The organism is Bacillus sp. FSL M7-0003 (assembly GCF_038628485.1).
GTDB lineage: Bacteria > Bacillota > Bacilli > Bacillales > Bacillaceae > Bacillus > Bacillus safensis.
In genome coordinates, this window is the sequence record NZ_CP152024.1 from 918667 (window position 1) to 931803 (window position 13137).

11 protein-coding genes are annotated in these 13137 nt (G+C 41.7%); 7 read left to right on the plus strand and 4 right to left on the minus strand.

Annotation, left to right across the window (positions count from 1 at the left end):
* Positions 1 to 72: 72 nt before the first annotated feature.
* Positions 73 to 1164 carry a diguanylate cyclase gene (locus MHI23_RS04615; protein WP_125587345.1) on the minus strand — a complete coding sequence of 364 codons (1092 nt, stop codon included), beginning with the start codon at positions 1162 to 1164 and terminating at the stop codon, positions 73 to 75.
* A 96-nt stretch (positions 1165 to 1260) separates the two neighbouring features.
* On the opposite strand from MHI23_RS04615, the gene MHI23_RS04620 reads away from it, so the two are divergent.
* Positions 1261 to 1641, plus strand: coding sequence for a hypothetical protein (locus MHI23_RS04620; RefSeq protein WP_125587344.1), 381 nt, complete (start codon positions 1261 to 1263; stop codon positions 1639 to 1641).
* Between the two features lie 34 nt (positions 1642 to 1675).
* Here the strand turns inward: MHI23_RS04620 and MHI23_RS04625 are convergent, their stop codons facing one another.
* Positions 1676 to 2074, minus strand: a complete 399-nt coding sequence (locus tag MHI23_RS04625; protein ID WP_024426613.1) for a hypothetical protein — start codon at positions 2072 to 2074, stop codon at positions 1676 to 1678.
* A 151-nt stretch (positions 2075 to 2225) separates the two neighbouring features.
* Here MHI23_RS04625 and MHI23_RS04630 point away from each other — a divergent pair, with 151 nt between their 5' ends.
* Complete coding sequence (locus tag MHI23_RS04630; RefSeq protein WP_034623898.1) at positions 2226 to 2732, plus strand: YhcN/YlaJ family sporulation lipoprotein; 507 nt, start codon at positions 2226 to 2228, stop codon at positions 2730 to 2732.
* A 156-nt stretch (positions 2733 to 2888) separates the two neighbouring features.
* On the plus strand, positions 2889 to 3761 hold the full coding sequence (locus MHI23_RS04635) for a hypothetical protein (RefSeq protein ID WP_125587362.1): 873 nt from the start codon (positions 2889 to 2891) through the stop codon (positions 3759 to 3761).
* Between the two features lie 24 nt (positions 3762 to 3785).
* Here MHI23_RS04635 and MHI23_RS04640 read toward each other — a convergent pair whose 3' ends face one another.
* A complete protein-coding gene (locus MHI23_RS04640; protein WP_125587343.1) occupies positions 3786 to 4430 on the minus strand; it encodes a spore coat protein in 645 nt (214 codons plus the stop codon).
* Between the two features lie 144 nt (positions 4431 to 4574).
* Here MHI23_RS04640 and MHI23_RS04645 point away from each other — a divergent pair, with 144 nt between their 5' ends.
* The 3 genes from MHI23_RS04645 to MHI23_RS04655 all read left to right on the plus strand — a co-directional run bounded on the left by MHI23_RS04645 (position 4575) and on the right by MHI23_RS04655 (position 11558).
* Complete coding sequence (locus MHI23_RS04645) at positions 4575 to 7955, plus strand: CheR family methyltransferase (RefSeq protein WP_342492338.1); 3381 nt, start codon at positions 4575 to 4577, stop codon at positions 7953 to 7955.
* 86 nt (positions 7956 to 8041) lie between these two features.
* A complete protein-coding gene (locus MHI23_RS04650) occupies positions 8042 to 10945 on the plus strand; it encodes a 5'-nucleotidase C-terminal domain-containing protein (RefSeq protein ID WP_342492339.1) in 2904 nt (967 codons plus the stop codon).
* A gap of 46 nt (positions 10946 to 10991) precedes the next feature.
* Positions 10992 to 11558, plus strand: a complete 567-nt coding sequence (locus MHI23_RS04655; RefSeq protein WP_163115701.1) for a class D sortase — start codon at positions 10992 to 10994, stop codon at positions 11556 to 11558.
* Positions 11559 to 11595: 37 nt separating this feature from the next.
* Here the strand turns inward: MHI23_RS04655 and MHI23_RS04660 are convergent, their stop codons facing one another.
* A complete protein-coding gene (locus MHI23_RS04660) occupies positions 11596 to 12504 on the minus strand; it encodes an RluA family pseudouridine synthase (protein ID WP_125587339.1) in 909 nt (302 codons plus the stop codon).
* A 109-nt stretch (positions 12505 to 12613) separates the two neighbouring features.
* Here MHI23_RS04660 and MHI23_RS04665 point away from each other — a divergent pair, with 109 nt between their 5' ends.
* Positions 12614 to 12961 (plus strand): DUF5365 family protein, encoded by a 348-nt coding sequence (locus MHI23_RS04665; protein ID WP_041109882.1) that lies wholly within the window; start codon positions 12614 to 12616, stop codon positions 12959 to 12961.
* The last annotated feature ends 176 nt before the right edge of the window (positions 12962 to 13137 follow it).

The window sequence follows — 13137 nt, forward strand, 5'->3', positions numbered from 1 at the left end:
TTGCGGGAAAAAACAACTGTTATACGAAAACTTTTTTAAAAATAATTAGTGCTAACAAATTGAGGAAAATGCCTATGTCAAATGGTCTTTTTTTCTCTCTGAAAAGCTCACTTGATTTCGGCCGGACTCCTTCGCTTTATAGAGCTCCTGATCAGCTATAATCGGTAATTGCTTGATGTCTGCACCAGTTCCATGAGAATAAGCACATCCAATTGATACCGTAGTGTGAATGGACAGACCGTTTTTTAAATAAATCGGCTGATCGGCTATTTTTTTTCGCAAGCGTTCTGCAATCTGCCATGTTTTTTCAATTGTACAATTTGGTAGAAGGACAGCGAATTCTTCACCGCCAATCCGACCAATATAATCAGAGCTTCTTGTGTTTTTAATCAGTCTTGTACCGATTTCTTTTAAAACAATATCTCCCTCATGATGCCCATATTGATCATTGATGGTTTTGAAGTAATCGATGTCTAGGTAAATAAGGGACATTTGATGGATAGGCTGCTTCAACTTCTTAGTAAAAGCATCACTTAATACCTCATCGAACTTCCGTTTATTTAAAACACCTGTTAAAAAGTCATAATGAGCTTGGAATTTATACAAATTTAACAGCTGATATGCTTTTGTTTGATGCTCAATGATATAAAAATTAAACAACCCAGCAATATATGAGAAAACCCAATAAGTAAAATGCAGTTGAAATGATGTCTCATGCACGATCAAGATGAACAGGCTTGTGGCAACCACATTACCAATCGTAATGGATAACAGCATTTTCACAACATGATTCATATGACGCTCTGCAATCAAAAAAGAAGCGGCTGCGATAAACATCATGGAAAAAATATTGATGGAAGAAGCGATGTTGGCTTCAATTAATAATCGGCCAATGATGACAACAAAGGCCGCAATCATTGTTTGAGCGATGCCTCCATAAAAGGCTGTTAAAATAAGGGGAATATGTCTTAAATCGATGATCGCTGGCCCTGTTTTAATAGAGAAGAACATTAAAAGGACACCGAGTAACCCAGAAAGCATGCCTTTGCATATTTGTCTGAGCAAGGTATCTTCTTTCTTTAGAAAATTCTCTTTAAACACAAGTATAAATAAGTAATGGAAAGTAACAAGAATTGTTAAATTAATAAAGAGGTCTCTTAGCAAATAGAATCACCTTTTTAAAATTACTAAAATTTGTTGCAAAAGAAAAGGGGAAAAAAGATAATTAATAAAAATTTTAATGATGAGGAATTGAAGAAAATGCGAGGAAAACGCTTTCCAGATCAAACGGACTGGCTTTCTTTTTTTGAAAAAATGCCAGATGCCGGATTTGAAAAAGAAATGCCGGTTGAATATCAAGATTTGACTTTTCGGTTCGAGAATCAAGAGGAGCAATTTGTTGTGAACATGTCGCTTGCTATGAAGGAGTTTAGCTTAAACGTCGTTCGAAAAAAGACCGAATCCGTTTTAGGAATATATGATTTTAAAACAGTGCAGCATGTAGAGATTAAAAAAGATCGGAAGGAAGAAAAGGAGCTTTTGCTGATATTAGAGCATCATGACGACTTCATTACAACAATCGAAATCACATTTCTACCTTCCTTTTGTCTTATGGTCAAAGAACATTTTTCAGGAGAATAAACAGGAGCCTCTTTTTATGAAGGCTCCTGTTTTATTATTTGTGCTCGATGTCATTGATGACTTGCTGGATCGATTCATCATCCATCACATTCATCACACTTTCATCAATGTGAAGAGATTGCGCATAAGACTCTCTTGGCTGATGAGTTCTTGATGGTGATTGGTGCTGGTTCGTTTGATTTGGCTGGACAGCTGTGAATGCCTGCTTGATCATTTGGCCAACTTCACCTGTTCCTTTTGATTCCTTATGTGAGCGGGACTCATGACGAGATGAATCTTGGTGCTGATGGTTTGCGCCTTTCATCATTGAAGACATATTCATTTGTGTCATGCTTTTCAGCCTTCTTCGTAAAACCGGGGAGAATAATGCAATGATAGCTGTTGATACTGCGATCATTGCGCCAGTGCTCATACCTTTTCTTTTTTTAAACAAACGAATCCCTCCATTTGATCGTGATGATCTTTCATCAAGTTTAGGATGACCAATCACAGCTGAATTATGAATTCATTTTGCGGAAAGAGAGGATATGTGCATAAAAAGCCGGCTGGATGAAAAACCTATGAGCAAAAGGAGGGAATAATTGATGAATAAGAAATGGATGCTATCTTTACTGCTCGTGCCAACCTTAATCACTGCTGGGTGTGGAATGAACAACCAAGGCGATGAGCGTAGAGGAACAATGAAACGGCAGTATGAAAATGTCACATATAAGAATGACAACATGAGGCAGGATCAGCCAGATGTTCAAACACCTCAGAAGGTCAAAGTGTCAGATAAGGCGTCAGAGCTCGTAGCCAATATGTCTGAAGTGAAAACAGCGAACGTACTTGTCACAGGAAAAAATGCATTTGTTGCCGTTGTACTTGAAGGCAATAAAAGCGGTGATGTGACGGACGATCTGAAAAAGAAAATTTCAGACAAAGTCAAATCAACGGATCAACAAATCGACAACGTGTATGTATCTGCTAATCCAGACTTTGTCGATCGTATGCAAGGTTATGGAAAACGTATTAAAAGCGGAGAGCCGATTTCAGGATTTTTCGATGAATTTACTGAAACGGTTAGACGTGTCTTCCCTGAATCAAAATAGCTACGACAAAAGCCGTATGTCATATGCGGCTTTTTTGTTTGGAACCGCACCTCGCGCACCTGACTGCATAAAGTAAAAAATATATCACCTCTTGTTGATCTTTGTTTCTTCATAGAGAGAGAAAGAGGGTGCAGGATGAATTCAGGTGGGGAGCAAATGAAAGCAAGGCCGTCATTGATTCATAAAAAACTTGTAAGCGGGATGATTGCAGCAGGTCTGATTTTTTATGCTTTCACCGCGTACTTGATTTATGTTGCGTTTCAGCTGACAGGACAATATTTGGAGCAGTCTTCTCCTAAAACGGTTATTACGGAGGGACTCAATAAGCAAGTCTATGAACATATTCGAATCTACTATGCAGAGGAAGAGGATGCTTTTGTTGATATAACCATAGAGGCCATGAAACAGGCAGAGAAGAGAACAGCGTCAGTGTTTCAGTTTGAAGCTGACAGACCTTTAGACGTTATTTATTTTGATGATAAAGAGACGATCGAACAAATGGCTGGAATTAAGCATATAACCGGATTTTACTCTGATCATGATCAAATGATTGGTTTATATCCAGATAAACGGGAAGCATTATTGAAGAAAGAGACACTGCCTTTATACTTTTTCAATTCGCTTTTTATTCATGAGTATGCTCATTTTGTTTTCTATGAAAAGGTCCATTCATATGAAGTATCTCCAGGCATTTTTCCGCTTTGGTTCCACGAGGGAACAGCAGAGTGGACGGCCTATGACGTGTTAAATGCTACGTCTGAACGCTTCGACGTGATTCCATTTCACTCTCTTCATTCTGATCAGGACTGGCAGAACTCCCGGGTAACGTATGAGACAGATGTTTATTTACAAAGCTATTATATGATCTATGAGCTGGTGCAGCTTTACGGACGAGATGTCATACATGAGATCATGGAGGAAACTGCGAAAACGGGCCAATTTGCTAGCGGCTTTGAACAGGCGACTGGGGAGAGGCTCACAGATTTTGAAGAACAGTTCAAAGTGATGTACCAAAGAAAAAACGGCTGACCAGAGAAGGGGTCAGCCGTTTTTTTAATGAAGAGGCCTTTGTTGATCGGCCTTACTAGGAGGCATTTGAACCTGCCCTTGAAGCGGTGCAAAAGCTGTCGTCATGGCTGTCATGTCTTGTTTGGAAAGCTGAGGAACTTGATAGTAGCCATGTTTGTTTTGATACAAGAAAATTTCATAGGCCATTTCGATAAAGTTCGGGATCTGCGCAGCAAGCACACGTCTGACAACAGGGTTTGTAACTTCTAATGCGGACATGGAAAGTAACCCAGCGTGTGATTTGACTAGGCTGAGCATATGTCCTGTGATGCCTAAGTCTTTTACATCCTGTAAGGACTGATTCGGCTTCTTCGGCTGAGTAGGTTTGATTCCGTATGTCACTTGTGTGTGTTCTTTCATCATATAAGTAGCGGTTTCTTCACTAGGCTTTTGGCCTGTAGAAAAACAATCTACAGTGACATTGTACTGGGATAAAACGAATTGATATTGTCGATCCAGGATGTCGGATAATGCAGGATCTTGAATAAATTGCCGCAGGATCATATATTGATCCAAAATATTAATCGTGCCGGCTAAAATTTCATGTAAATCGAATAACTCATGCCCGCCATGGTTGAGTTCAGGCTGCTCAGCGTTTCCTTGAAACATTGGCTGCTGATCGTTTTGCATTGAGATTCCTCCTTTTGTTTATACAATCTGTTTTAATGTGAGGATGTTTTCACGTTTTCATGCAAAAAACATTATTTACAATTAGAGGGTTTTCTTTCTTTTTGTCGAAAAAAAGTATCAGACGAATGAACATGGGGGTACCAGATGCAGGACAAAATCATTAATCGTTTGATAGAAGACGAACATGTGCAGGCACCAGTGATCGGCATCGGTGTTTCGCCGTTTGAACAGCATCATCTTGAGGCTTTTTTTCAATCGTTGCCACATGAATTAAATGCCTCTTTTATTGTTGTGCAAAATCATGTGACAGGCGATTGTATAACAGATTTAGAAGCACTTGTTTTACCGATTGGCTACCGGGCAAAAACGATTAAACATGGTGAGAAAGTCATGAAGAAGACCATCTATTTTTGTCCGCAGCATGAGGCTGTGACGTTAACAGAAGATCATCGGCTTCATGTATCAGAACAGCTGCCAACAAACAAGGCATGCTCTGTCGACTCGCTTTTTAAGTCACTTGCCAGTGTTCAAAAGGAAGAGGCGTTTGCGATCTTTTTTCAAAAAGGTCATTGTGTGGGGAGTGGATTGCTTCGGTTGGTTGAGCAAGGCGGTACAGCTTTATCATGCAGTGAGGTAGAGAGTGGTTTTGACAGCATGTATCATCACACATTCAAAAATCCATCCACCCTTGCAGCTTATATGGCCAATATCATCAATGTCCCGCATGCGGATGAGACGGATCCAGCTTTACTAAGAATCATTGAACGTCTCGAAATGTATAAAGGGATTGCCTTTTCAACCTATGAAAAGAAAAGGCTGCTTTCTGTTATTCAAAAACGCATGCGCACCGCAGACGAACCGATGTCATTATTAACAGAGTACGATCGTCTATTAGAAAGAGAACCAGATGAGCTTGACCGCCTGCATGCCCAGCTCCTAAGCGGCACGACTGCTTTCTTTAGAGATATGGAGGCTTTTCGAGTATGTGAACAGAAGGTGATCCCGTCAATCATTGACCATTCGATGAACAACGGGAAATCTCGATGCCGAATTTGGACTGCGGGATGTTCGACAGGGGAAGAAGCTTATTCTTTTACGATTTTATTTTTAGAAGAAATGAAGCGAAGAGATGTGTCCATTGAACTTCAAGTCTTTGCGACAGATATCAACCGAAAAGCCATTCAAATAGCTAGTAAAGGTCTTTATTCGATAGAGTCTATGGCAAGCATACCGGAAAAATGGCGGGCGCGATATTTCGAAAAAAAAGGTGACGCTTTTATTGTGAAGCAGTCGCTTAGAAAACATATTGTTTTTGCTCCTCACAATTTATTGATTGATTCACCTTTTATCCACCTCGATTTTATCAGTTGCCGAAATGTTCTGATGTACTTTGAGCCAGAAGTACAAAAACGAGTATTATCCCGATTCCAATATGCTTTAAAAGATCAAGGGGTGTTAATCTTAGGGCCAAATGAAACTGTTCCCAATATTCCTCGATTGTTTCAATTATTCAATGAGAAGTGGAACATTTACACCTATTCAAATGTTCCTGCATCTAGTGTCCCTTGGGTATGTGACGCTCGTGATGCCGAGTTAAAAAAGCGAGCTGCTCAATATATGGAAGAAGTGAGCGAAGAATATGACGCATGCATGGTGATCAATGATTGTGACAAAATTCTGGCGATGTCAAATGGGGCCTATTCCTTCTTAGACCGTACAGAAGTGTCAGATCAATCATGTGAATATGTGACACCTGATTATTTGAAAGAGATGTTGAGTCAAACCTTTCAAAAGGTATGGACGGACGAGACAGAGGTTGTGTTTCAGCATGTCCTCATTTCGGAAAAAGGAAAAAAGCAGTATGCGGATTTTATTGTAAAGAGTTTTGATCACCGTTTTAAAGGGGTATACGTCATTCTCATTCGAATGAATGAGAGAGGGAAAATTCAAAAGAACAGCAGGGAAAAAGGGATGCCAGATCAGAATTCAGTTTATCAACAGCGTATTGTCGATTTAGAAAATGAACTCAATGAAATTAAACAAAAAGAGCAGGAGGCAAGGGCTCAATTAAAAGTGAAAAACACGCAAATAGCGGAGCTTGAGAAAAAACATGAACATTTTATTAATATCATAAACAACTTAAGGGTAACAAGGGAAGAACTGTATAGACCTTCTGTTAAGCCCCAGCTTGCGACGTTGTTTGTGGACCGGGACATGAATATTCGCTATTACACTCCTACAGCCGCCTCTTTATTTACTTCAGCTCAAATAAGGCAACAGCAATCCTTTCAGGCGATGGCTAAGAAGCTTACGCAGGAAACGCTCTATCATGACATACAATCGGTTATCTCGGACAGGCGCGTCATCGAACGAGAAATTGAAACGAATGAAGGAGAACAATTCACTGTTCACATCACACCTATCTTTGATCAAGATCATGAGGGAGCGGTGATGACGTGGATTAAAATGACGGAAATGACAAAAATCAAACAGTCACTCCATCTAGCGGTAACAGCACTGGATAATAGCCATATCCATATTGTTGTTGCAACTGAGGAAGGGGTCATCCAATGCGTGAATCAGCGCTTTTGCCAGTTTGTACAGCAGCATGAATATGACCTGATCGGCAAAGATATTTTTTCTGTCTATCATTCGCTGTGTCAATGTGATGATTTAGAAAAGCAATGGGACGTTTGTTTAAAAGAAGGCAGCTGGACTGGTGAGCTGTACTTTCAGGATTTATCAGGCCGTGAACGATGGGAGAGAGTCTCTTTACACCGAATTGATGATCCTGACAAAATGCAGTCAACCGTGATGCGGATTTCAGAGGACATTACCAATCAAAAGCAGTCAGAGAAAATGCTGATGAAGTCAGAGATGCTGTCCGCAGTTGGTCAACTTGCAGCCGGCATCGCCCATGAGATACGGAACCCGCTGACGTCGTTAAAGGGATTTTTACAGCTGATGATTCAAAGTAAGAAATATCAGAAGGATTATGCAGATGTGATGATGTCTGAATTTAATCGGCTTGAAGCGATTATTAATGAATTCCTTGTGCTCTCTAGAAGCAAATCGGTGAAATTTGAGCCGGTACATGTCAATCTTCTGCTCGAAGAAGTGATCATGGTCGTTGAATCACAGGCGGTTTTAAAAGGCGTGTCTATTCAGAAGAATTTATCTCCGTCGCTGCCAAACATTCAAGGTATACCAAATGAGCTGAAACAAGTTTTCTTAAACATTCTTAAAAACGGTATTGAAGCGATGGATGGTGTGACAGGTGTCATTCAAGTCACATCCGTATTGGAACATAATCAGATGATGCTGATTTTTGAAGACCAGGGAAAGGGCATACCAGAAGACGAAATAGGGAAACTGGGTGAACCTTTTTATACAACGAAAGAAAAAGGGACTGGCCTTGGTTTAATGATGACGATTAAAATCATTGAAAGCCATGGCGGCAGCATTCGTTTTGAAAGCAAAAGCTTTGAGGGGACACGAGTGATTATTACGTTTCCAATGAGCTGACAGACATAAGATTTACAAGAAATCCATCTACCATCAATATTTACTTAGTACACTTTGAGAGAAAAAGCTCGGAAGGGGAGGGTCTAATGAAACGTGTTCGATCCATTCGAATGATCTGCTGTCTGGTTTTAGTGATCTTTAGTCTGCAATCCTTACTGCCTGGCATAATCACAGCAGAACAAGCCATTGCGTCTGAAAAGAAGGAAACGGTTTGGAACCAAAAGAAGCCAATGAAAATCAAGAAAGCCCGTCAGCTGATCGGAGAGACGGTGACGGTGAGTGGAATTGTGACAGCAGACCAATCGGCTATAGGCAATGGGAAACTGTCAACGTACATTCAAGACAAATCAGCTGGAATCAATATTTATTCAGCACAGCAAAGCAATTTCCCAGAACTAAAAGCAGGCATGAAGGTGACAGTAACGGGGAAGATCACGTCTTATAAAGGACTGATTGAAATTGTGCCGGATCGAGACCGTCTGAAGATCGATGGTGTGAATCAAACTTTGCCAAAGCCGAAGCGAGTCTCCGTGAAACAACTAGAAACGGATCAGGCACGTAAACATGAAGGAAAACTTGTGAAGGTCAAAGGCTATGTTGAATCAAAACCAGAGCAGCCGGCTGGCGGTGGATACAATGTAGTAGTCATTGATAAAAAATATCACAGCACCATCCTTAGAGTGATGGTGGATACTAGTGCCATTGATGAAGTAAAGACAGGGAAATGGTATGAGTTTACAGGAGTGTTAAGCAGATATGATACGCTGCAGGTGCTTCCAAGACACAAAGGTGATGTCAGTCTGCTGAAACGCCAGCCGAAGCCGCCAAAAATGAAGAAAGAATACGAGGCAACGGTTGACCGGGTGGTAGATGGAGATACGATTCATTTAAAGAAGCCTGTGCTTGGTACAACAAAGGTGCGCTTTGTGAATATGGACACGCCGGAAACGTACCATAAGCCAAAAAATGAATTAGATCAAAACCAGCTGCGTTTTGGACAAAAGGCGGCGGACTATTTAAATACGCTTCTTTCAAGCGGAGATAAAGTCACATTAAAGATTGGTCCTGAAGCGAAGGATGGCTATGGACGTCTTTTAGCTCAAGTGAAAACCAAAAAAGGGGTCAATACGAATTTAGAGCTTGTGAAAAAAGGATATGCCCCTACGTATTTCATCTGGCCGGTTGGAGATGAAAAGGACTATCAGATGTTCCAAAAAGCTGTCAAAGAGGCAAAACAAAAAGGGCTGGGCATATGGAACGAAGCGGACCCGCTGCTGGAACAGCCGTTTGAATTTAGGGCACGTGAACAGAAAAAAGGACTGACACGCTACGTCGGTGATTCATCAGCGAAAACCTACGTATCGCCTGGCAGCTGGAAAGAAATCGCTGTAGATAAACGCATCTTTTTTGCTTCAAAAGAAGAAGCAGAACGGGCTGGCTATCAGCCGGCAGAGGAAGCTGGGGAAGTGCCATTAACCATTTTAAGCATGAATGATTTACACGGAAAAATTGATCAACAATACGAGCTGGATCTAAAAGGTGATGGCAATAAAGTAACGTACGGACGGATGGATTATGTGGCGGCTTATATGAAACAGAAACAAGCAGCAAACAAAAATACGATCACAGTCCATGCTGGAGATATGATAGGCGGCAGCTCTCCAATATCGTCTCTTCTGCAGGATGAACCAACGGTTGAACTCATGGAGAACATTGGCTTTGATGTTGGCACGGTCGGCAACCATGAATTTGATGAAGGGGTGGACGAGCTATTACGTATCATAAATGGCGGAGATCATCCTAAAGGCACAAAGGGATATGACGGACAGAATTTTCCGCTCGTTTGTGCAAACTGTGAATACAAGGATACAGGTAAACCCCTTTTACCTGCTTATGAAATCATGGATGTCGAGGGAATTCCTGTAGCATTTATCGGTGTTGTGACAAAGTCAGCCGCAGGAATGGTGATGCCAGAAGGGATTAAAGACATTCAGTTTACAGATGAAGTCAAAGCCGTAAATGAAGCCGCGAAGGAATTAAAACAAAAAGGGATCAAAGCCATTGCGGTCTTAGCTCATATGACGGCCTCTCAAAATGGAGATACCATCACTGGAGAAAGTGCGAAGCTGGCTAAAGAAGGCGATGATGAAATTGATGTCATCTTTGCGGGGCATAATCACGAAGTCGTAAACGGAGAGGTCAATGGGAAATTAATTGTTCAAGCCTTTGAATATGGGAAGGCCATTGGCGAGGTCAATGTAACACTTGACCGCAAAACGAAGGATATTGTCAAAAAGAGTGCAAATATCCAGTATGTAGACCAGTCTGGTATTGAAAAGGACAAGGAAGCAGCCGGCATCTTGGCTCATTACGGGAAAGAAGTTGAGCCGATTATTAGTGAGGTAGTTGGAGAAGCTGGTGTCAAAATGGAAGGCGGCTATTCAAATGATGGAGACACGCCGCTCGGTAATTTGATTGCTGATGGTATGAGGTATTCTATGAAAAGTGATTTTGCCATGATGAATGGCGGCGGCATCAGGCAAAACCTTGAAAAAGGGCCGATTACGTGGGGAGATCTGTTTAATATTCAGCCTTTTGGCAACGTCTTAGTTAAACTTGAGATTAAGGGGAAAGACTTGGCTGAGATCATTGAAGCGCAAATTTCTCCTCAATTTGGACCAGATTATAGCATTTCGGGCTTTTCATATTCCTATGATCCGGTAACATATAAAGTAGTCGATTTAAAGCTGCCAGATGGATCAGACGTTGCGCTCGATCAAACATATACACTCACGGTGAATAACTTTATGGCAACTGCAACTGGCAGTAAGTATGCACCGATAGGAAGGCTGGGGAAAAATCCTGAAACAGGTCCAGAGGATTTAGAAGCCACTGTCGCTTTTGTGAAGAGCTTTGAAGGAGCTTCCATTGTGTATCAAAAAGAGGGACGCATTCAAAAAGCAAAACAAGAAGAAAAAGCAGCAAGCTAAAGAGCGTATCATCTAAGAGAAATGTAACAGGTAAAGGAGTTTAAGCATGAAAAAGTGGCTTGCACTTACTGTGATGACAGCAGGAATTGTCTTGCTAGGCTGGGGAATTTGGCAAATCGCCTCTACGCACCTTCAAACAGCACAATCATTAGAAGACGCGAAGAAAGCGGTAGCGGACGATCAAAGGATGTCAAAGAAGCAGTTTTCTCCTGAAGTGGGGAAAGCCTCTGGCATTCTGACGATTCCGAAATTAAAAGCAGACCTTCCCATTGTCGAAGGGACAGATGCGGATGATCTTGCCAAAGGAGTCGGGCATTACAAAGGCAGTTATTACCCTGATCAAAAGGGACAAATCGTCCTATCTGGCCATCGTGACACGGTATTTCGCCGGACAGGTGAATTGAATATTGGCGATCAGCTGAAAATCACTGTGCCGTATGGTGAATTTGTTTATAAAATCACACATACGAAAATCGTGGATCAGCATGATACATCCATTATTACTTTGCAGAATAAAAAGGAAGAGCTGGTGTTAACGACATGCTATCCATTTCATTTCGTCGGCAATGCACCAGAGCGGTACATTATTTATGCCAAAAGAGCATCTGTCTAATGAAGAAAGAGCCTGCTTATCAAAAGCAGGCTCATTTTTAATGAATGATCTCGTCCATGAGCTGAGCCATATCTAGTGGAAGCGGTGCTTCTATGCTCAGTTGCTCACCTGTAAAAGGATGTGTCATGTCTACTTGTTTGGCGTGAAGAGCGCATCTGTTGATATAAGCGCGAGCGCCGCCATAAAGTGAATCCCCGGCTAAAGGATGCCCGAGACTGCTAAGATGGACACGAATTTGATGTGTTCTTCCGGTCTCAAGTTGCAGCTTAACAGCTGTCATTTGCAGACGTTTATTAGTGTCCATAACCTGAAAGTGAGTGACAGCACTTTGACCAGTAGGAGAGATTCTTCGTCTGACGGCATGATGCTTGTCACGGCCGATCGCTGCCTCGATAGTGCCTTTCTTTTTCTTGAAAAGTCCTTCTGCGATAGCGATGTAGGTTCGGCTGATCGTTTTTTTAGAAAGCATTTGATCAAGCACAGCATGAGCTAATCTGTGTTTGGCAAAAATGACCGTGCCGCTTGTGTCTTGATCGAGTCTGTGGATATGTCTCACTCGCTTTTCCTCGCCATTTGCTTGAAAATGAAAGGCCACAAGGTTTGCCAGTGTGCCCGTTTGTCCCTTTTCATTCGGGTGCGTTGGTCGTCCAGCGGGCTTTTGCACAATCAATAAGTGCTCGTCCTCAAAGAGCACCTCTAATTCACCATATTCTGGCGTCACATCACTTTCTTCCGTTTCAAATAAATCGATCAGGATGTGATCGCCTGTACTAACCTTTGCCGCGTGATGGGCAGGCTTTTGATTTAAACGTATTTTTTGATGCTCCATCCAAAAATGGATAATCGGTTTTGAGGCCGACACGGCTGTTTTTAAAAACTGACTCAGTGAAGTGTCATGATCGTGCTCACCTGCTTTTAGCGAGAGCGTGTGTCCGTTAATGTTCATGATATCCGTTCCTTTCTTTGGGTATATATAGGAAACACTTACCTTGGCGAACGCCTTTTTTTCTGTGCTATTCTGAATGGAGAAATAACGACAGAGAGGTAGATGCCACGTGAGAATAATGAAAGCTGCTACAGACATGCAAGAGCAGGCAATTGAAGAAATATCAAAGGATGTTGAAGATCTTCTATCCCATGCTGTCGGTGAAAACCCAGCTGCGCGTCAACAAGAACGCCCGCTGACCTTTGTTGAAGGGGTTTATAACGGAACGATGGACGATGCTTTTCGTATTTTATCGGGACTTCAGCTATTACATACCATTATTGTAAAACCTAAACGCCATATTACAAAGCGTGATCGTGAGCTATTCGAGCGAAATCGTGATCAGGTCAATGCATGCGGCTTTTCTTTTCCGTTTGATTTAGACGATTTTGCCAGCCGCCGTCTTCAAAATGCGTAAAAGTTGGTGTGAACTTCCTTGTTAACTTACAAGGCTGCCGCACATACTATTTTTAAGGGAACGGAGAAACCTTAAGATCTGTAATACCAAACCCGCTCTTTTTCAACATTGCCTATTTCTCCACGAATCGGAGCGCTTGGATCTCTTGCAGAATAACCGAACACGGGTAGGAGCCT